The following is a 19764-nucleotide window of genomic DNA, read 5'->3' as shown; positions in this document are numbered from 1 at the left end:
AGCAGCAGGATAGATAGGCTGCTTATGATAACGGCGCGCGCGGGGATGAGGCGTGGGAAAGTAAAACTATTTGCCGGTCAGCCGTCGTTTTGCCCAGCGACCAGGTGTGTGGTGACCAGCGCGGCGAGGGCATTTTCCTCGGTGCCGAAACGGGCGAGCAGCGCGGCTTGTTTCTCGGGTGAAAGGCGCATCCAGATCTCGACCATTTTTTCAGTGGTGCCGATCAGCACACTGGCCTGGGCTTCGCTGAAGTTGGAGGTGTCATCGGTCATGGTCGGGGCTCGGGATTCAGGCAGTGTGGAAAGCGCATCTTAGGCTCTGTACGAAAAGTCTTGAGACGAAGGTCAGGCAAGGCGAAAACAGCCGAGGAAGCGCAGTGTACTGGAGTACATGAGCATTCCGAGGCTGTTTTCAACGCAGCATGAACGAGTATCAAGGCTTTTCGTCCAGAGCCTGCGCTTTCCACACGGTCTGGTGGTGCGGGTGGATCAGTCTTCGCTGTCGGCCTGGCGGCGTTCAGTGGCTTCTTTGGGCTCGGGCTGCCGGGCGTCTGGTTGCCCTCCGGCCTGTAGCGTGGTCGTCTGCTCAGTGTCGTGCAGGCTTGGGAAGGGGAGATTAGGAATCTCGTGCATATCGCGCTCCTCGCAAAGTCTGTTGGTAGATCTGGTAGATCCTCGCTTTTGTAAAGCCCGGGCAGGATACCGCAGGAGAGATGACAAAAAGACTTTTAAATCCCGTTGCACCGACAAATGGGATTGTCTGGACAGGTCAAGGCAAGCTCATCGATGGCCCTGCGAAAGCTGTCGATAATCGGATAAACGGCGCTCGCGAAGGCTCAAGAACGGGGCCAGCAGGCCGATGCGAAAGACAGTATTCCCGCATGCATGCCGTGACGCCGGTTGCTTGAGACATGGACGGTCTAGACGTACTGGGCCGTGGGCCCGGCTTTATCATTCCCGGAGATTTACTTCCATGTTCCTGCAAAAATCCCTGAGAGCCCAGATCCTGGCTTTGCTAGGTGGCAGCCTGTTGGCGATGCTGCTGATCGCCCTGGCCTCCTTTCATTTCCTTTCCAATGGCCTGCAGGACTATCGGCGCCTGATCGATGGGCCTTTGCATGCCTCGCAGTTGATCGACGAAGCCAACCTGCAATTCAAGGTGCAGGTCCAGGAGTGGAAAAACGTCCTGCTTCGCGGCAAGCAACCGGCGGATCTGGAGAAATACTGGAAGCAGTTCGAGGAGCGCCAGCGTGAAGTCCAGGGCATCCTGGGTACATTGATCGCGCGTGAAGGTGTCCCCGCGAACATCAGGACGCGTATCGAGCAACTGCGCAACGAACATCTTCAACTGGGGGCGGCCTACCAGAAAGGACGTGATGCATTCGTGGCGGCAGGCGGCGATGCCTCGGTGGGCGATGCGGCGGTCAAGGGTGTGGACCGCGCGGCCAGCGACCAGATGAGCGAGCTGGTGGTGGAGTTGCACAAGTTGGGCAACGAGCAATCGGTGCTGATCAGTGCCGGTGCCGATCGTACGATTCTGTTGGGCATCGCGGTCATGCTGGTTTCTGGCCTGTTGATTGGGTTGCTCAGCCTTTGGCTGGTCAACCGCAATCTGGTGCAGCCGATCCGCAGCCTGATCGAATACGTTACCCAGCTGAGTCGCGGGCGTTTCGCCGATCGTGTGGTGAGCAACCGCCGGGACGAGTTGGGTGACCTGGCCCTCGCGGCCAATACCCTGCGTGACTTTCTGGCCGAGACTTTCACTCGCCTGCAACGCAGTGCCACGGAACTGGACAGCGCCAGCGGTGAACTCAATGCCATCGCCAGCCTGATGAGCCAGGGCACCCACGAGCAGTTCGAACGGACCGATCAAGTGGCGACGGCGATGAACGAAATGTCCGCCACGGCCCAGGAAGTCGCTCGCCATGCCGCCGATGCGGCGCGGGCGGCCGACGATGCCGACCAGTCGGCACAACAGGGTGAGAAGGTCATGCAGGGAACCATCCACACCATCACCCGGATGCGGGGGGAAATCGCTAACACGGCCACGGTGATTCGCCGTCTGGAAGCCGACAGCGGACGCATCGGCAAGGTGCTGGAAGTCATCCGCGGAATCGCCGAGCAGACCAACCTGTTGGCCCTCAACGCTGCCATTGAAGCGGCTCGTGCCGGTGAGGCCGGACGCGGTTTCGCAGTGGTTGCCGATGAAGTGCGCAGCCTGGCCCAGCGCACGGCCTCGTCCATCATCGAGATCAACCAGATCATCCAGACGGTGCAAACCGGTGCAGTGGACGCGGCCCAGGCCATCGAGAGCGGGCAGTCGCGCAGCGAAGAGAGCGTGGAGCAGGTGACCCAGGCCGGCGCGATGCTCGAACGCATCACCCAGGCAGTCGAGGCGATCCGGGACATGAACCGCCAGATCGCGACGGCGGCGGAAGAACAGACGTCGGTGGTTGAAGACATTTCGCGCAATCTGACTGAAATCACCTGTATCGCCAGCACCAATCAGGACAACGTGCAACGCACCGAAGCGGCCAGCGGGAACTTGCACAGCCTGTCGGGGCAGTTGAATGAAGTGACGGCGCGGCTGAGTGCCTGATGCATCATGGCGAGGGTGCTTGCTCCCTCGCCACAGGCTCAATAATCGCGTCGCTTGCGAAATGCCCAGCGGCCGGCGATCAGGGTGAAGGTCGCCACCAGGGCCACGAGGATCCAGAAACCCTCGGGATCAGTGGCCAATGGTACGCCGCCGACGTTCATGCCAAAGAAACCGGCAATGATGTTGATGGGCAAGGCCAGTACCGTGACCACCGTCAGGGTGAACAAGGTGCGGTTGGTCTGTTCGTTGAGGTTGGCGGCGATTTCTTCCTGCAACAGCTTGATCCGTTCGCCCAGCGCGGTCAGGTCGTTGATGATCAGAGCGAATTCCTCGGTGGATTTGCGCAACTCCTTGACGTCCTCTTTTTGCAGCCATTGCGGCGGGCGGTTGAGCAGACGCAGTAATGAGCCCGGCTCCAGCGCCAACAGGCGTTGCAGGCGCACCAGCACCCGACGTTGGGCGCCGAGCTCGGCGCGATTGGTGGACAGTCGCGAAGAGAGCAACTGATCCTCGATCTGGTCGACGCTGAGGCTGGTCTTGCGCACGATCTGGGTCAGCACTTCCCCTTGGTCGCGCAGCAGATGGACGAGCAATTCCAATGGGGAGCGAAAGCACTCGCCGGCCTTGACCGATGAGCGCAGCTTGTCGACCGAGTGCAGGGGTTGCAGCCGTGCGCTGACAATCAATCGACTGTGGACGCAGACCCATAAGGTGGAGACGTCTGAGGAGACCATGTTGCTCAGGTTGAACACGACATCGTTCACCACCGCCAGCAATGCCGAGTCCACATGCTCGATGCGGGTCGAACGCGAGCCTTCGTGCAGTGCTTCGAAAAACTCCTGTGGCAAGGCCAGCTGACTTTTCATCCAGCGCTCGCAGGCGGCATGGGCCAGATTCAAGTGGAGCCAGAGAAATTCATCTTCATCTTGCGGCTGTTGCAGGCGTCGCAAGGCCTGGGCTGAATCGAGCTCCTGTCCACGCTCGCCAGGACGGAAGCGAAATCCGTAGAGCAGGCCGAACAGGTCCGGGTCGCGGTGGCTTTGGTCAATGCTGTGGTTCATGCAGTCTCGCTGGCGGGAAGTGCCTGTCGCGGCTACAGGTTCACTTGAGTGGCATCATCGCAAGCTTTCTTGATGGTTTTGTGACAGTTGTGGGTGGCCAGCGGATTTCTTCCAGGTAAAAAAAGAGCCGCGCAACGAGAAAGTTGCGCGGCTCTTTTTTGGCCGATGAATCAAGTATCCTGCTTGTTGCTCAGGACTTTACCGGTGGTGGCGTCGAAGTCGACATCGAACTCTTTGCCGTCAGCGGTCTTCAGTTCAACTTCATACTCATAACCGTTGAAGTGATTGTCCAGGTCGGTATCGGTGATGGTCGCGCCCGGGTGCAACTTCAGGGCTTCTGCATTCATCGACTCAAGGGATTTGATTTTGCCTTCCTTGACCAACTGGGGAATCTGGTCGATCCGCACATCGGCTTGGGCAAGGCTGGCAGTCAGGGTCAGGGCGGCGGCGGTAAACAGGGCAGTCAAAGTTTTCATAAGGTCTTTCCTTGGGTGTGTCGTTTAAGTGGGACCAGATTAACTGTGGCAACTTAATTCACCCTTAATTCGAAAAAACCTTTGCCCGGGACTGCTGAAGCAAGGTTCGTTGGGACAAGAACAGTGAACGCCTGTGGGAGCAAAGCTTGCTCGCGACGAACGATAATGCGGTTGTACTGAAACCGCACCGCCCGTATCGCGAGCAAGCATTGCTCCCACAGTTGATCAATAACCGTTCTTTTCCAGCAACTGCGTCACACTGCCAGTTTCGGGACGCTTGAAGTACTTGAGCAATTCACTGGCCCGGTTGGTGAAAATGCCATCCACGCCGGCATCCATCACTTTCTTGAAGTCCACCGGCTCATCCACAGTGTAGACATGCACCAGCAAACCCTGGTCGTGGGTGTACTGGTTCATCCATGGCTGCACCAGGTCTGCATAGCTCTGGCTGCCGCCATGGGTCAGCGCGGCGGACGGTCCGGTGCCGATGGCGCCCTGGGCCTTGGCGTACTGGACCCATTTCTCGAACTCGGCGCGGTCCTTGGGTTGCTGCTTGGCGTAGTAGGCCGCCTTGTCGGTTTCTCCGGACTCGGCAAATGTCACCTTGGACTTGGGCTCGATGTTGCCTTCGCCCACCCACAACAGCAGGACCTTTGGCACCTTCGGCATTTCTTTGTGCAGCAGTTCCAGGCTGCTCTTCTCGAAGGTCTGCAAGACCACTTTGCCCTTGCCTTGGCCTACGCCGGTAGCGCTTTTGGCCAACTTGGAACCGGCCGGACTCAGCCAGCCGCGGTCCTGCAATTTGTCCTTGAGGTCGCGTTCGATGCCGGGGAACAGTTTCGGCTCCTTGGTTTCGATGTACAGGCCCGGTTTGTGTTGCGGATTACTCTCGGCGATGTCGATGACTTCATCGAGGGTCAGGATCTTCAGCCCCGCGAACCCGGGGCGCGCGCGGTCCGGGTAGGCGGTGTTGAACCAGCTGCCGGCATCGAGGGTCTTGAGCTCGGCCATGGTGAATGCGTTGGCGCTGCTGTCCTTGCGCTCGGGGAACTTGGTCGCGACGTCCGTGGTACGCAGCAGGCTGTCATCGTGCAGGACGAACAGCACACCGTCCTTGCTGCGTTGAAGGTCCAACTCCAGGTAATCGGCGCCGAGGTCTCGGGCCAGCTTGTAGGACGCGGCGGTGGATTCCGGTGCATCGAACGAAGCACCACGGTGAGCGATCACCGCCGGATGGGGGATACCTTGGCGGGCGGCCAAGGCCTTGGGGTTCGGCGCCTCGGCGGCCTGTGTCTGACCGAAGCCGAGCAACAGGCTCAGCATCAACGCGCTACGGGTGAAGGTGACGGGCATGCTCGAGATCCTTTCGTCGTTGTGTAAAACCTATCTTTTAACAACTGAATGCTCTGAGCGCTATCGCCAAACCGATATAAAACCGTGGGAAACAGATTTTTCCCACGCCTTTGCGGGCAGGTTTGCAGTACCCTTGGTCGTAGCAGTTTCCCCGGCAGAGGGAAACCGGAACCAACATTTGCCTGCCCTGCGTGTAAACCATCGATCAGACGTCCCGCGGGACGCATCCATGAGGTTTACCATGCGCACCACTTCAACCTTCATCTGCCAGGCCGCCGACCAACTCAAGGGTTTTGTCGGCCTGAACCGCAAGACCGGCCAATACATCGTGCGCTTCAGCGAAGACGCCTTCGGCATGGACGTGGCCGACGACGGCATCATTCCTACCTGCGAATTCGTCTGGACGCCCGCCACGGACGGCACCATGACCCTCAAGCGCGAGCGAATCCAGCTGCTGCTGGACCAGAACATCGACGACCGCATCAACCTCACCGAACCTCTGCGGGTATACATGGCACGCAGCGACCTGCCGGAAATCGTGGCGATGCGGCAATTGGTCGAGGGCTGACTCCTTGCCGCAAATCCTGTGGGAGCGAGCCTGCTCGCGATGGCGTCAGTACCATCGGCATGGATGCAGGCAGGCCCACCGCTATCGCGAGCAAGCTCGCTCCCACAGGGGATGTGTGGCGGGGCATGATTCGGGTGCACGACGCTGGAAAAAAGTGTGGGAGCGAGCCTGCTCGCGATGGCGTCGGCACAGTCGGCATGGATGCAGGCAGGCCCACCGCTATCGCGAGCAGGCTCGCTCCCACAGGGGATTTGTGGTGGATGTCAGGGCTGGCGTTGGAACGCGTAGTCCCGTTCGACCTTGCACACCCGTGTATGGCAATAGGCATACCAGGTAGAACGGCCACGCTCGCGGATTGCGCTGTGTTCGGGATGTTGCTTCCAGGCCAGAATCGCCGCCTCGCTGCTCCAGTACGACACGGTAATACCCAGGCCTTCTTCGCCCCGGGCCGATTCGATGCCGAGAAATCCTGGCTGCTCTCTCGCCAGCGCCACCATGCGCTCGGACGCTTCGGCATACCCCTGATCTCCCGCAGTACGCAGGGAGGTGAAAATCACGGCGTAATACTGACCGTTCATGGCATCTCCCTCGCACATGCCTGGACAAAGGCTTTGACCAGCGGCGGTACGCGATCTTCCAGCGCTGCGCGTTCGGGCTGGAACAGGGTTGCGACAAAGAATGGATGATCCCGCAGTTCCACGGCCCGCAGCTCGCCGGCTGAGTCCCGGGCGACGGCATGCAGGCGGTCGCTCAGCAGATCCCGCTCAAACGCCGGGTTGACCCCAAAGCGGCACCGGTAACCTTCGAACACTGTCCGGCGGCCATAGGCTTCGGCCATCAACGACTGCGCATCCAGCTGAAGGCTGTCGATGGTTTCGACCAAGGCACAACTCAGCGGCGTCAGCAGCGCCCGTTCTGCCTCGGGGGAGGTTTCGCCGTGAGCGGCATCGGTCCAGCCCATCACGTGGCGCGCGTATTCCAGCACGGCGTGCTGAAACCCACCGCAGGTGCCGAGGAACGGACGGCGCTGTTCGCGGGCAAAGCGAATGGCGTGCAAGGCGCCATGTTCGTTTCGGTAGGGGCTGCCGGGTACGCACCAAATGCCGTCGAAGTCGTCCAGAGAGGTAGCGTCGGTGATCAGATCCGTTGCCAACCATTGAAGGCCAATGTCATGGCCGGTTTGCCTACTGGCTAGCTCAAGTGCAATGGGGATAGCCCGATGGGCCGTTATCTGCGGATCGTAGTCGCCGATCAGGGCGATGTGCAAAGGACGCTGGATTTTCATGGAGGGCTCGCCGCTTGTTGATTCCTGGCCGCCACTATAGATTGGCGTTCGTGCACTCAATATTGGCGTGTAACCAAGTGATCAATGCAGCGACGCACTATCGTCTGGACTATCCCGATCTCTCCCTGATCCTGGCGTTGGTCCGTGGCGGCTCGCTGGCTCGGGCGGCGCGGTTGCTGAGCGTGGATGTGTCTACGGTGTTCCGCTCGGTGCGCCGGCTTGAGGCGGCCCTGGGCCAACCCTTGTTCGAAAAAAGCCGTGCCGGGTATTTGCCCACGAGCCTGGCCCAGACGCTGTCCGAACAGGCCGAGCGCGCCGAACAGGCTCTGGAGGCGGCACGTATCGGTGTGGAGCAGGGCGGTGAGGTGGTCACTGGCACCGTGCGCCTGACCTGTACCGATTCGGTCCTGCAAGCGTTGCTGCTGCCCGCGCTGGCGCGGTTCATGCCGGCCTATCCAGCATTGACCCTCGAATTGAGTACCTCGAACGACTTCGCCAACCTGAGTCGCCGCGATGCCGACATCGCCTTGCGCCTGACGCGTACGCCGCCGGAACATTTGGTGGGTCGGCACCTGGGCGATGTCGTCTACCGAGTCTGCGGGAGTCCGGCCTACCTGCCCGGCGCGAATCTGGATGACTTGGCGTCCCTGACCTGGATCGCGCCGGACGACTTCCTCCCCGATCACCCCACCGTGGCCTGGCGCCGACAACATCTACCCGCGGTGATGCCAGCCTATCGCTGCAACAGCATGCTCTCAGTCGCCGAGTTGGCGCGGGCCGGTTTGGGTGTCGCCGCGTTGCCGGACTTTCTGATCGGTGAAGACCAGGGCCTGATCCCCTTCGGCGAACCGCTGGAGGGATATGACACGGCGCTCTGGCTGCTGACACGTCCAGACTGCCGCGCCTTGCGTTCGGTGGTGACACTGTTCGACGAGTTGGGGCGTAGTTTGCGGCAGCGCTGATGTTTCAACAGCGGAGCGCGCTGGGTTAGATGATGATCGTCCAGCGGTTATAGTGCCTTTAGCACCAGTCCCAGGCGGAGAACATCATGGCGACCCCTTACCAACCCACCCCCACAGCTCCCGTTGATCACTTGCGTTTTCATCGGCCTCACGCGCATCTGGGACCCACCTTCGGGAATGATCGTTTTGCGTTGCGAGCGGAGGCGTTCGCGCGTTTTTTCGGCACGCCGATGTTCCTCGGCGCACAAACCCTGATCGTGCTGATCTGGATAGGCTTGAACCTGTCGGGCGTCGTGCATTTCGACGCTTACCCGTTCATCTTGCTCAATCTGGCGTTCAGTCTGCAGTCGGCCTACGCCGCCCCGCTGATCCTGCTGGCGCAAACCCGCCAGGCCGCTCGGGACAAAGCCCAGGCGGAAGCCGATGCACAACACCGTGAAGCCCTGGCCATTGCCAACACTGAGCGTCAAGCCCAGGCCGCGCACAATACGGCGCAACTACTCGAATTGTTGGAGCAGAACACCCGCCTGACGGAAATGACCAAGGCACTGACCGAGCGTATCGACAGCCTGACCACAGAAATGCACCAGAAATTTGTCAACACGCCCCCGGGGCGGTAATCCTCATACCGCGTTCGTGGCGGGGCGTTCAAGCCTGGTAACAAATCAGGAACATATCGAGAGCCGACTCGATAACCTGCACTTGTTCATCCAGGCTCAGGCTCGGTTGCCCCATGGAGATCTGTGGCCAGAATGCGAACGTCTTGATCAACCCGTGCATTTGCTGGGCAGCAAATATCGGCTCCACGGGCTTCAGTCGTCCATCGACCTGGGCTTGGCGAATCCAGGTGGTGAGGCCTTCTTCACGCTGCCCCATACGCGAAACCATGTTCTGGGCCCGCTCGGGAGAATGTATGGTCGCAGCGATGGCGATTCGTGCCAGATCGAGGAAGTTCTCGTCCGACATCAGCCGCAGCTTGGCTTGCAGTAACCGGCGCAATTGCTCACGCAAAGGCTCCAACGGGTTGTACGCCATCTCCTGCTCAGCGGTAATGCTGTTCCATAGACGATTCAGGATTTCGGCGAACAACTCTTCCTTGCTGGGAAAGTGGTTGTACACCGTACGCTTCGACACACCGGCGGTCGCCGCGATCCTGTCCATACTGGTGATCTCGAAACCGCTGCTGCGAAACTCGGCAATCGCGGCCTGGAGAATGGCCTCGCGTTTTCGTTCGGTAAGGCGTTGCGGTACGGTCATGGGCATTCGTCGGTTGAAAAGGGGGAGTTACACTCGGTAGTTTACTTGCCTCCAGGATTCATGCAATCTAGAAACTACACCGAGTGGTGTAGATTTAGTGTGAGCGGCTGAGCGTAAACCTCGCAGCCACCCATGTCCCGCAACGGCGAAGCGCACTTTCGGCGACGCCCTTGGAGTTATCGCACCATGAGCATTCCTGCTTCCTCGACCGACAGTACGGCTGCCAGCCCTGCCTCCCGACACGAACAAGGGAAGTATCGCAATCACGCCCATACCCCGCGAGAAGGGTTCGGCCAGATGCTGCGTATCATCTGGAACATGCTGCTCCACAAACCGCGCACCACCCGTCCGGCGGGCGCCATCACCGTTCAGCCGCTGACACGCGCCGAGTTGCTGGCAGCACCGAACCAGAGTGTGTTCCGTCTTGGCCATTCCACGGTTCTGCTCAAGCTGCGCGACAAATTCTGGATCACCGACCCGGTTTTCTCTGACCGTGCGTCGCCCGTGCAATGGGCCGGTCCCAAGCGTTTCCATCAACCGCCCATCAGCCTGGAGGATCTACCGCCGATCGAGGCGGTGATCCTTTCCCATGACCATTACGATCACCTCGACCACCAGGCCATCCTCAAGCTTGCCGCCAAGACCCGGCACTTCCTGACGCCCCTTGGCGTGGGTGACACCCTGGTCAAATGGGGCATCGAGGCCAGCAAGGTTCGTCAGCTGGATTGGTGGCAAGGTACCGAAGTGGACGGCATCGAGTTCATAGCCACGCCGTCGCAGCATTTTTCCGGTCGCGGTCTGTTCGATGGCAACAGCACGCTGTGGGCGTCATGGGTGATGATCGACGGCGGCACGCGGATCTTCTTCAGCGGCGACACGGGTTATTTCGACGGTTTCAAACGCATCGGCGAGCGATACGGTCCCTTTGACCTGACGCTGATGGAAACCGGCGCCTATAACGTCGATTGGCCCCATGTCCACATGCAGCCGGAGCAGACCCTCCAGGCTCATATCGACCTCAGGGGCCGTTGGCTGTTGCCGATCCACAATGGCACCTTCGACCTGGCGATGCATGCCTGGTTTGAACCCTTCGACCGCATCCTGGCCCTGGCCTGGGAGCGCAACGTGTCCATTACCACGCCGCAAATGGGCGAAGCCTTCACCCTGACCCATCCCCAACGCGGCTGTGCCTGGTGGCTGGATGTGGAGACCTCGGCCTATGAAAGCCAGGCTGACGCGGCCTGATACCTGATGCAACGATCCCGCTATTCGATCATCGCGTAGTCGGGCCGTCCCGCCGGATCCGGTGTGGCGCCCTTGATGTTCATGCCACGCCCCGGTGCAAAGCCGGGGAAGAACACCAGGCCTTCGGCTTCAAGGCAGAACGCGAGCGCCAGGCGTGTCACATCGAGCAATTCGCCTCCCGCTTCGAAGCGCCGGATAGCCTTGACCGAAACCCCGGACTGCCGGGACAGTTCCTCGACGCTCCAGCCGAGCATGGCTCGGGCCTGTGCGCTGTGGGCAGGAGTGAATTGATAGACAGCGATGCGTTCCAGGGTGGTTTTGATTGCGAGAGAGGCCATGGGATACTCCAAAGCAGTGGATTCAAAAATACTGTGTTTTTGTACAGTTGTTTTGAGGCCGGATCAATCTCATTTTTTTGATGGGTGACCAGTGGCCTGCTCCAGCCAAGCGCTCGGTGTACCCTGGTGTCTAGCGAAGGAGGGTGGTATGTCGATTTCCGACAGTGACTGGAAAAATTACAATGAGCTTTACAAGCTGGCACTGGACCGCTTCTGCCAAGGGGTTCTTGCTGATGCCCAGACGATCGCTCAGAACGAAGCTCTATCGGCCCACGCTCGATACGCAACGCTGTATGGCCTCATACGCAATCGAGACAAGGACCTGGCGATGGCCTTCAACGGGCGTCGACGCAAAGAAGTTTCGCTATCTTTGAGGCTGATGGTCGCCTATGACCTGCTGAGCGATCAGGAGCTGATGGTTCTGAGCGACGAGTTACGAGAACGGATTTCCGACGCTGTTCGTCAGCCCTATGAAATCGAATGGGTCACAGACGCATAGTCCTTTTCAAGCAGAGAACAGCATGTTGATCTTCAATTGCACCGAAGCGGCTTGTAACTTCTTTAGCCGCGTGCACAAAGGCAAGAAAATCACTCCCATGGAGAAGCCACCGTCACCCGTTATCGAGGACGATGAGGTGGTTGAATTCGCCGAACAGTGGCTGGTCCATGCCATCACTGTGCAACGCAAGCACGTATTGTTCGTCATCCACGTGCATACACGTTATTGCATGATCTTCGCTGACGCCAAAAAAGCTGACGTGGAAGGTTTTATTCATCGGTTTTCCGAGCGTTGGATCAATGGCTTGATGCGCCACGCCGGGCAATATGACCTTTTGCACTGGATCGATGACGAGCCAATGATGGCCCGCTTCCAGGAAAGTTGTCATGAGTACGTTTTTTACAAGCGCGGCCATCGCGGTGCGCAAAAGCACATCAACGAAATCTCCTGGGTTTTCGAGGACTGCGCCGCAGAGTGGGGAACGTTGCCTTCTGATGAATTCTCCGCAGGCCGCTTTGATGGTGATATGAACAACACGCCGAGAAGCAGCAAGGGGCACAAGGACTATTACTTCCCCGATGAGGAAATGATCATTCACTGGTTGCGGCGTTATGGTGGCCTGGATGAGCCCAGCCTCCAGAAAGCCTGTGCACGACGTATGGAAGTGAAACGGGAAATGTGGGCATTCGAGCGGCAACTTGCCCAAGATGCACTATGAACAGAATACCGACGCGTGCAGGGTTGCTGTCAGCCCAAGGCGAGATCAGCTATCGGCCAACCCCGGCGCTTCACGAATGATGAAGTGATCCAGGTTCTCGATCTGGGCGCTGAACACCCCGAACGTCTGTTCGGGGTTTTTCTTGCTTGGCACCTGTTTCAGCTCCGGCGTCACGCCATAGAAGAAGCAGTACAGATCCCGCTCGCTCTCGGCGGCATGCTTGATCTCTTCCAGAAACGCTTTGCGCTTACGGTACTGATCGATCAGCTTCTTGCTCAGGTAAACGTTGACCGAATAGGGCCGCTTCTTCGCTTCGCCCGGTAACTTGACCCAGACCTTTTGCTCGAAGTCGACACGAAAACTGGCGCTGTGATAATCCTCGATCTTCTTGATCTTGCCCCAGTAGATCAGCCCCTTGTTGTCCAGCAGGTATTCGATCTTCTTGAAGAACGATGCATAGGGCGCCGTGTGCTTGCCAATCTTCAGCGGCCTGCGCTTGAGCAGGTCCTTGTCCGCGAAGTTCGATACAAAGCACTCCACCGGATGGGCGAAGACACTGGTCTTGTCCGGCGCCGAATCACGGCTGGTGTGCTCGCCATGTCTGGCGGCTGAAGGCACTCGCTCATCGCGCGTCACGTCCGCCGCCACTGCCGGTCTGGAAGGCTTGCGCACATACTCGCGCCCGGTCAGTAACAGCTCCGAAGGAAAGTGTTCCTCCCGACCGTCATCCGCTTCCGACGCGTCCGTCTCCAGGCTTGTCGGAGTTTTCAGGCTGGCATAAGGACAACCCTCGACATGCCGCGTACTGGGGGTGTTCTTGAAGTGCGGTGTGCGCACGTAATTCACATTCTTGGCGTTGAACGTCACCAGCACATTCGCCGCATCGAACGCCGCTCGACAGGCATCGTTGGGACATTGGAATTGTTCCTTCGCCGAATCGAAATTCACCGTTTCGTCAAAATTCAAATCGCGCACGTCATAGATCGACAACTTGTCGTCGAGGCTGCGGCAGTAGGCGAGGTCGAATTTCATGGCGGGCTCGGGTCCTTGAGTAGAGGAGGGTATTAATAGCGGGTGGAGAGGTGGGTTGCACTGAATGTTTTCAATTCAAAATCGCAGCTATTCACCCACCAGTGGCCAGGGCGTGTAGGACAGAATGCAAAAAACCCCGTTTTCACGGGGTTTTTAGTAAGGCGTCAGCCGACAGGTCAGCTTGGGATTTTTCTCTCGACATCAATCCCAGCTAAGCGCACCACCGGTCTGATACTCAATCACCCGCGTCTCAAAGAAATTCTTCTCTTTCTTCAAGTCCATGATCTCGCTCATCCAAGGGAACGGGTTAGTCGTGCCTGGATACTCTTCTTTCAGACCAATCTGCGACAGACGACGGTTAGCGATGAACTTCAGATAGTCTTCCATCATCGCCGCGTTCATGCCCAATACGCCGCGAGGCATGGTGTCACGGGCGTATTCGATCTCCAACTGAGTCCCTTGCAGGATCATCTGGGTCGCTTCTTCCTTCATCTCGGCATCCCACAGGTGCGGGTTTTCGATCTTGATCTGGTTGATCACGTCGATGCCGAAGTTCAGGTGCATGGATTCGTCGCGCAGGATGTACTGGAACTGCTCGGCGACGCCGGTCATTTTGTTGCGACGGCCCATGGAGAGGATCTGGGTGAAGCCGCAATAGAAGAAGATGCCTTCCAGGACGCAGTAGTAGGCGATCAGGTTGCGCAGCAACTCTTTGTCGGTTTCCGGGGTGCCGGTTTCGAATTTCGGATCGGAGATCGAACGGGTGTACTTCAGGCCCCAGGCGGCTTTCTTCGCGACCGATGGGATCTCGTGGTACATGTTGAAGATTTCGCCTTCATCCATGGCCAGCGATTCGATGCAGTACTGGTAGGCGTGGGTATGGATCGCCTCTTCGAACGCCTGGCGCAGGATGTACTGGCGGCATTCCGGGTTGGTGATCAGGCGGTATACGGCCAGGACCAGGTTGTTGGCGACCAGGGAGTCTGCGGTGGAGAAGAAGCCCAGGTTGCGCATTACGATGCGGCGCTCGTCGTCGGTCAGGCCTTCCGGGTTTTTCCAGAGGGCGATGTCGGCGGTCATGTTGACTTCTTGCGGCATCCAGTGGTTTGCGCAACCGTCCAGGTACTTCTGCCAGGCCCAGTCGTATTTGAACGGCACGAGCTGGTTGAGGTCGGCGCGGCAGTTGATCATGCGCTTTTCATCGACGGCGACACGGGCGGAGGCGCCTTCGAGTTCGGCGAGGCCTTCGGCAACGTCGAGTTTATCGAGGGCGGCCTTGGCGCGAATGATCGCGGCCGAGTCGCTGGCCGTCACGGCGCGGGCTTCGAGCGCGGCGGCACCGCCGGCGCTGTCGAGGCGGTCCATGTTGGCTTCAGAAGCGTGGCCGGCATTGGCGCCTTTTACAGCGACTTCGCCGTCTTCTTTGTCGAATTCGTCCCAGCTCAGCATGACGTGTCGTCTCCTGCGTGAGGGCCAGAAGCCTGGTGAAGGCCTGCTGGCGGCGGTGGATCTTGGAAAATCGTTTCTTGCAGCTGACGCAGGCAATAAACAGAAAAATGTACGGGTCATGCTGAAGCGGCTGTGAACGCGAAGAGGCGAGGGGCCTTTGCGTGGGCTTCAGGCTGGCTTGATCCCCTGTAAGGGAATATTGCAGGCCCGTTTAAGGCGGCATTATAAGGACTTTTTTGCCTACGTGGTGCGGCGAAATCGCCCACGGAGGGCGCGGTGGGGGGCTGATTCGCGTTGGAGCGAGGGTTTACAAGGCTTTGGCGGTTATAGATTTTTTTTGCATGAATCGGATGGCGTGTTTTTTTGATCAAAAAACGACCTGTTTTTGCGTTTTTACACTACATGTTGTGTTTGGGGAGGGTTTTCTTCGGTTCCAGACACAACCAGGCCCGACCGGAGTCGGGCCATGGAAACTGCCAATAATGATCAATCGGTATGGGCCGAGCCGGAGCGGTCGCTGCCATCGGCGGCGACGGTCCTCGGATCGGTAGGGGCGTGGTGGTCGGTATCGACCGTGGCGGCGTTGGCGAGGTCGTGACGGTTCATTGCGGCGGCTGAACCGGTGTGATCGAAGCCGTCGGCGGCGAAGCTATTGGCGGCCAGTACGGACAGGGCCAAGGCGCAGAACAGTTTGTATTTCAAAGTGGATAACTCCTGGTTCGTTCACACACTGGTTAGCCGTTGGAGCAACCGTTGCCCATGACGCTGTAGCGCAGGATATGGAGTTGGCCCTTGGAGTCTTGGTATTCCATTTTTGCCGGGACCACTTCGCAGACATCCGGGACCGCGCTCATGGAAATGACTTTGGCGATGTCCAGGTGGGTGGAGTAGGTGTATTCCTCAATGGCAGGTTTTTGCTGAGCGACATCGGTCGGGGCCTCGTCTGCCATCGCCATTGCGCTGAGGCTGCCGAGGACCAGAACCCATAAAGCTTTCATCTGATTTCACCTTTTCTGAGGTCGAGTGGGGGCACGCAACCTTTTTGGGGTTGCGTGTGGAGCAGGTTTGGGAAGTTTGATTAACGGCCTTCGTGGGGGCTGTGTTGCGTCAATTGTATTTGCCGGTTGGCGAGGTGGATTCTAGGGAGTGGGGGTGGATGCAAACAGACCGGGTTTTGATAAAGACTTTTGGTGGATTTGGTAATAATCGCCAGGAGTCGAAGACTTCCTGTTGGATCTGTTTTGGATTGGCTGGCGTCATCGCGAGCAGGCTCGCTCCCATGGGGGATCTATGTTGGTGACAAAAACAGGTATTCACTGAAATTCATGTGTGGATGGGTCTTGCACGTTAGTACCGACATTTTGTAGGGACTTGTTACTACCATCGTCGAATGGTTCTATAGGCCCGCCCCGGGCTACAACGGGACCATACAAAAACAACTATGTCACCGAGGTAAGAAACATGAGTGCGGCTTCTGTGTATCCCGTTCGTCCCGAGGTAGCAGCCAATACGCTGACTGACGAGGCGACCTACAAGGCCATGTACCAACAGTCGGTGGTCAACCCGGATGGTTTCTGGCGCGAGCAGGCCAAGCGCCTCGACTGGATCAAGCCGTTCACCACGGTGAAGCAGACGTCCTTCGACGATCACCATGTCGATATCAAGTGGTTTGCCGACGGCACCTTGAACGTTTCCTACAACTGCCTCGACCGTCACCTGGCCGAGCGTGGCGATCAGGTCGCGATTATCTGGGAGGGCGATGACCCGGCCGAGAGTCGCAAGATCACTTATCGCGAACTGCACGAAGAAGTCTGCAAGTTTGCCAACGCCCTGCGCGGCCAGGACGTGCATCGTGGCGACGTGGTGACGATCTATATGCCGATGATCCCGGAGGCTGTGGTCGCCATGCTGGCCTGTGCCCGGATCGGCGCGATTCACTCGGTGGTGTTCGGTGGTTTCTCGCCTGAAGCACTGGCCGGTCGCATCATCGACTGCAAATCCAAAGTGGTGATCACCGCCGACGAAGGCGTTCGCGCAGGCAAGAAGATTCCCCTCAAGGCCAACGTCGACGACGCGCTGACCAACCCGGAAACCAGCAGCATCCAGAAAGTCATCGTGTGCAAGCGCACCGCGGGCAACATCAAGTGGAACCAGCACCGCGATATCTGGTACGAAGACCTGATGAAAGTCGCCGGTACCGTTTGCGCGCCGAAGGAAATGGGTGCTGAAGAGGCGCTGTTCATCCTCTACACCTCCGGTTCCACCGGCAAGCCAAAGGGCGTACAACACACCACGGCCGGCTACCTGCTGTACGCAGCCCTGACCCATGAGCGCGTGTTCGACTACAAGCCGGGCGAGATCTACTGGTGCACCGCCGACGTCGGCTGGGTCACCGGCCACAGCTACATCGTCTACGGTCCGCTGGCGAACGGCGCGACCACGCTGCTGTTCGAAGGCGTGCCGAACTACCCGGACATCACCCGGGTGGCCCAGGTCATCGACAAGCACAAGGTCAATATCCTCTACACCGCACCAACCGCTATCCGCGCGATGATGGCCTCGGGCACCGCCGCCGTCGAAGGCGCCGATGGCAGCAGCCTGCGGCTCTTGGGTTCGGTGGGTGAGCCGATCAACCCGGAAGCCTGGGACTGGTACTACAAGAACGTCGGCAAGGAGCGTTGCCCGATCGTCGACACCTGGTGGCAGACCGAAACCGGTGGCGTGCTGATCAGTCCGCTGCCAGGTGCCACGGCGCTGAAACCGGGTTCGGCCACGCGTCCGTTCTTCGGCGTGGTGCCGGCCCTGGTGGACAACCTCGGCAACCTGATCGAAGGCGCGGCCGAAGGCAACCTGGTGATCCTCGATTCGTGGCCAGGCCAGGCGCGGACGCTGTACGGCGACCATGACCGTTTCGTCGACACCTACTTCAAGACCTTCAGCGGCATGTATTTTACCGGCGACGGCGCGCGCCGCGATGCCGATGGCTACTACTGGATCACCGGTCGGGTGGATGACGTGCTCAACGTGTCCGGCCACCGCATGGGTACCGCCGAGATCGAAAGTGCCATGGTCGCCCACCCGAAAGTCGCCGAAGCGGCGGTGGTCGGTGTGCCGCACGACATCAAGGGGCAGGGCATCTATGTCTACGTCACCCTCAATGCCGGCGAAGAAACCAGCGAAGCCCTGCGCCTGGAGTTGAAAAACTGGGTGCGCAAAGAGATCGGGCCGATTGCTTCGCCGGATGTCATCCAGTGGGCACCCGGTTTGCCGAAGACCCGTTCCGGCAAGATCATGCGCCGCATCCTGCGCAAGATCGCCACGGCGGAATACGACGGGTTGGGTGATATCTCCACGTTGGCCGATCCGGGTGTGGTGGCGCATTTGATCGAGACGCACAAGACCATGAACGTCGCCTGACGACGGTTTGTGATCCCTGAAAGCCCCGCCCGGTAAATGCCCGGCGGGGCTTTTTCTTGGGAGCTGACTGACGTTCCCACGCTCCGCGTGGGAATGCCTCTACGGACGCTCCGCGTTCGGCTCTCAGGGACGCAGAGCGTCCTTGGCTGCATTCCCACGCGGAGCGTGGGAACGATCAGTGTGGAAAGGTCTACGAATAAATATCGACGTTCCGCGTCAGATCTTTCGAAGCGTTACCGATGTTTCTAAATGTGTAACCAAAGGCACCCTACCGAGGCGATGGGAAACGCCAGGCCCCGTTTCAGGGCGTTCGCAGCCTCTCGATAAAATTTGCCGACACGCTGTGCTTGCCGGATTAGAAGGGTTTGCGAATAATGGGCCCGCAATTTGCAACGTGTATTGGTTTCCTTTCTTTCGCTCTTGCATGAATTTGCTGGGCTGTCAATGTGCTCGAACTGCTTTCTCGGTGCTTCTGTAATTTGTTGTCGCATTGAAGAAATATCGGCTTCGGGCCTGTCGTTAGAATGCCGATCACTCGCTCGTCGTGGCCTGCGTTGATAAAAACGCCCGCTTCCTAGGACGCAGCACCTACGTTCGTTTCACCCATTCGCATATTGGGCTGTTGCTCACTCTGCCGTTTTGCCCTTTACCGATGGAGTCCCAAGATGAAGAAACTTGTGCTGCTTGGCGCCCTGGCACTGTCCGTGCTGTCCCTGCCGACATTCGCCGATGAAAAGCCCCTGAAGATCGGTATCGAAGCGGCTTACCCTCCGTTTGCATCCAAAGCCCCGGACGGCAGCATCGTCGGTTTCGACTACGACATCGGCAACGCGCTGTGCGAAGAGATGAAGGTCAAGTGCGTGTGGGTCGAGCAGGAATTCGACGGCCTGATCCCGGCGCTCAAGGTGCGCAAGATCGACGCGATCCTGTCCTCCATGTCGATCACCGAAGATCGCAAGAAGTCCGTGGACTTCACCAACAAGTACTACAACACCCCGGCGCGTCTGGTGATGAAGGCCGGTACCCAGGTCAGCGATGGCCTGACCGAGCTCAAGGGCAAGAACATCGGCGTGCAGCGCGGTTCGATCCACGAGCGTTTTGCCCGTGAAGTCCTCGCCCCGCTGGGTGCCGAGATCAAGCCATACGGTTCGCAGAACGAAATCTACCTGGACGTCTCCGCCGGTCGTCTTGATGGCACTGTGGCAGACGCTACCCTGCTGGATGACGGTTTCCTGAAGACCGACGCCGGCAAAGGCTTCGCGTTCGTGGGCCCGGCCTTCACCGACGTCAAATACTTCGGCGACGGCGTAGGGATCGCGGTTCGCAAAGGCGATGCCTTGAAAGACAAGATCAACGGCGCAATCGCCGCGATTCGCGAGAACGGCAAATACAAGCAGATCCAGGACAAGTACTTCGCCTTCGACATCTACGGCAAGTAATACCGTCCCGCCACTCGTGCGAAATGGCGCAAGCAACAGGCTCCCTGCGGTTTGCGCCATTTTTTCA

General features: G+C 58.8%; 22 protein-coding genes and 1 pseudogene. 10 read left to right on the top strand and 13 right to left on the bottom strand.

What is annotated here, in order from left to right; translation table 11 throughout:
• Window positions 1-77: 77 nt before the first annotated feature.
• Window positions 78-272 carry a hypothetical protein gene (locus ACODTO_RS14965; RefSeq protein WP_175384711.1) on the bottom strand — a complete coding sequence of 65 codons (195 nt, stop codon included), beginning with the start codon at window positions 270-272 and terminating at the stop codon, window positions 78-80.
• Between the two features lie 216 nt (window positions 273-488).
• Complete coding sequence (locus ACODTO_RS14960) at window positions 489-632, bottom strand: hypothetical protein (protein ID WP_162843596.1); 144 nt, start codon at window positions 630-632, stop codon at window positions 489-491.
• A 226-nt stretch (window positions 633-858) separates the two neighbouring features.
• Between ACODTO_RS14960 and ACODTO_RS14955 the strand changes: the two are divergent.
• Window positions 859-1713, top strand: a pseudogene (locus tag ACODTO_RS14955) (methyl-accepting chemotaxis protein); the annotation flags it as partial.
• Window positions 1714-1830: 117 nt separating this feature from the next.
• The gene (locus ACODTO_RS14950) at window positions 1831-2598 is read left to right on the top strand and encodes a methyl-accepting chemotaxis protein (protein WP_489106679.1); all 768 of its coding nucleotides are present in this window, start codon (window positions 1831-1833) and stop codon (window positions 2596-2598) included.
• Between the two features lie 38 nt (window positions 2599-2636).
• Here the strand turns inward: ACODTO_RS14950 and ACODTO_RS14945 are convergent, their stop codons facing one another.
• From ACODTO_RS14945 to ACODTO_RS14935, 3 genes are all read right to left on the bottom strand, one after another.
• Entirely contained in the window at window positions 2637-3659 is a 1023-nt protein-coding gene (locus tag ACODTO_RS14945; protein ID WP_139647814.1) for a transporter, read from the bottom strand.
• Window positions 3660-3829: 170 nt separating this feature from the next.
• Window positions 3830-4135: a PepSY domain-containing protein gene (locus ACODTO_RS14940; RefSeq protein WP_489106661.1), complete on the bottom strand. Its 306-nt coding sequence runs from the start codon at window positions 4133-4135 to the stop codon at window positions 3830-3832.
• A 225-nt stretch (window positions 4136-4360) separates the two neighbouring features.
• Window positions 4361-5488: a glycerophosphodiester phosphodiesterase gene (locus ACODTO_RS14935; RefSeq protein WP_139647815.1), complete on the bottom strand. Its 1128-nt coding sequence runs from the start codon at window positions 5486-5488 to the stop codon at window positions 4361-4363.
• 241 nt (window positions 5489-5729) lie between these two features.
• Here ACODTO_RS14935 and ACODTO_RS14930 point away from each other — a divergent pair, with 241 nt between their 5' ends.
• Window positions 5730-6056: a DUF2025 family protein gene (locus ACODTO_RS14930; protein WP_139647816.1), complete on the top strand. Its 327-nt coding sequence runs from the start codon at window positions 5730-5732 to the stop codon at window positions 6054-6056.
• A 263-nt stretch (window positions 6057-6319) separates the two neighbouring features.
• Here the strand turns inward: ACODTO_RS14930 and ACODTO_RS14925 are convergent, their stop codons facing one another.
• Window positions 6320-6634 (bottom strand): antibiotic biosynthesis monooxygenase family protein, encoded by a 315-nt coding sequence (locus ACODTO_RS14925; protein WP_139647818.1) that lies wholly within the window; start codon window positions 6632-6634, stop codon window positions 6320-6322.
• Window positions 6631-7341, bottom strand: coding sequence for a CTP synthase C-terminal region-related (seleno)protein (locus ACODTO_RS14920; RefSeq protein ID WP_139647819.1), 711 nt, complete (start codon window positions 7339-7341; stop codon window positions 6631-6633). The genes ACODTO_RS14925 and ACODTO_RS14920 overlap by 4 nt, the downstream gene beginning before the upstream one ends.
• Before the next feature lie 14 nt (window positions 7342-7355).
• On the opposite strand from ACODTO_RS14920, the gene ACODTO_RS14915 reads away from it, so the two are divergent.
• Together ACODTO_RS14915 and ACODTO_RS14910 are read left to right on the top strand one after the other, a co-directional pair.
• Entirely contained in the window at window positions 7356-8303 is a 948-nt protein-coding gene (locus ACODTO_RS14915) for a LysR family transcriptional regulator (protein WP_489106660.1), read from the top strand.
• Between the two features lie 86 nt (window positions 8304-8389).
• Window positions 8390-8923 (top strand): DUF1003 domain-containing protein, encoded by a 534-nt coding sequence (locus tag ACODTO_RS14910; RefSeq protein WP_139647821.1) that lies wholly within the window; start codon window positions 8390-8392, stop codon window positions 8921-8923.
• Window positions 8924-8951: 28 nt separating this feature from the next.
• On the opposite strand, the gene ACODTO_RS14905 is transcribed toward ACODTO_RS14910, so the two are convergent.
• Window positions 8952-9560 (bottom strand): TetR/AcrR family transcriptional regulator, encoded by a 609-nt coding sequence (locus tag ACODTO_RS14905; RefSeq protein WP_489106659.1) that lies wholly within the window; start codon window positions 9558-9560, stop codon window positions 8952-8954.
• Between the two features lie 186 nt (window positions 9561-9746).
• Between ACODTO_RS14905 and ACODTO_RS14900 the strand changes: the two genes are divergently transcribed.
• Window positions 9747-10805 (top strand): MBL fold metallo-hydrolase, encoded by a 1059-nt coding sequence (locus tag ACODTO_RS14900; protein ID WP_139647823.1) that lies wholly within the window; start codon window positions 9747-9749, stop codon window positions 10803-10805.
• Between the two features lie 20 nt (window positions 10806-10825).
• Here ACODTO_RS14900 and ACODTO_RS14895 read toward each other — a convergent pair whose 3' ends face one another.
• Window positions 10826-11143, bottom strand: a complete 318-nt coding sequence (locus tag ACODTO_RS14895) for a helix-turn-helix domain-containing protein (protein WP_024779566.1) — start codon at window positions 11141-11143, stop codon at window positions 10826-10828.
• A gap of 148 nt (window positions 11144-11291) precedes the next feature.
• Here ACODTO_RS14895 and ACODTO_RS14890 point away from each other — a divergent pair, with 148 nt between their 5' ends.
• Complete coding sequence (locus ACODTO_RS14890; protein ID WP_139647824.1) at window positions 11292-11642, top strand: hypothetical protein; 351 nt, start codon at window positions 11292-11294, stop codon at window positions 11640-11642.
• 22 nt (window positions 11643-11664) lie between these two features.
• Window positions 11665-12360 (top strand): DUF6933 domain-containing protein, encoded by a 696-nt coding sequence (locus tag ACODTO_RS14885; RefSeq protein ID WP_139647825.1) that lies wholly within the window; start codon window positions 11665-11667, stop codon window positions 12358-12360.
• 45 nt (window positions 12361-12405) lie between these two features.
• Here ACODTO_RS14885 and ACODTO_RS14880 read toward each other — a convergent pair whose 3' ends face one another.
• The 4 genes from ACODTO_RS14880 to ACODTO_RS14865 form a co-directional block, all read right to left on the bottom strand.
• Window positions 12406-13392, bottom strand: coding sequence for a hypothetical protein (locus ACODTO_RS14880; RefSeq protein WP_489106658.1), 987 nt, complete (start codon window positions 13390-13392; stop codon window positions 12406-12408).
• Between the two features lie 201 nt (window positions 13393-13593).
• Window positions 13594-14841 carry a ribonucleotide-diphosphate reductase subunit beta gene (locus tag ACODTO_RS14875; RefSeq protein ID WP_024776511.1) on the bottom strand — a complete coding sequence of 416 codons (1248 nt, stop codon included), beginning with the start codon at window positions 14839-14841 and terminating at the stop codon, window positions 13594-13596.
• A gap of 486 nt (window positions 14842-15327) precedes the next feature.
• Complete coding sequence (locus ACODTO_RS14870; protein ID WP_139647827.1) at window positions 15328-15543, bottom strand: hypothetical protein; 216 nt, start codon at window positions 15541-15543, stop codon at window positions 15328-15330.
• A 32-nt stretch (window positions 15544-15575) separates the two neighbouring features.
• Window positions 15576-15839 (bottom strand): DUF2790 domain-containing protein, encoded by a 264-nt coding sequence (locus ACODTO_RS14865; protein ID WP_139647828.1) that lies wholly within the window; start codon window positions 15837-15839, stop codon window positions 15576-15578.
• A gap of 463 nt (window positions 15840-16302) precedes the next feature.
• On the opposite strand from ACODTO_RS14865, the gene acs reads away from it, so the two are divergent.
• Window positions 16303-18258 carry an acetate--CoA ligase gene (gene acs / locus ACODTO_RS14860; RefSeq protein ID WP_139647829.1) on the top strand — a complete coding sequence of 652 codons (1956 nt, stop codon included), beginning with the start codon at window positions 16303-16305 and terminating at the stop codon, window positions 18256-18258.
• 665 nt (window positions 18259-18923) lie between these two features.
• Window positions 18924-19697 carry an ABC transporter substrate-binding protein gene (locus ACODTO_RS14855; protein WP_047701101.1) on the top strand — a complete coding sequence of 258 codons (774 nt, stop codon included), beginning with the start codon at window positions 18924-18926 and terminating at the stop codon, window positions 19695-19697.
• The last annotated feature ends 67 nt before the right edge of the window (window positions 19698-19764 follow it).

The sequence above is a fragment of the Pseudomonas sp. FG13 genome (assembly GCF_057809755.1).
The sequence above is the reverse complement of the archived record's forward strand: the minus strand, read 5'-3'. Positions and strand labels throughout refer to the sequence as shown.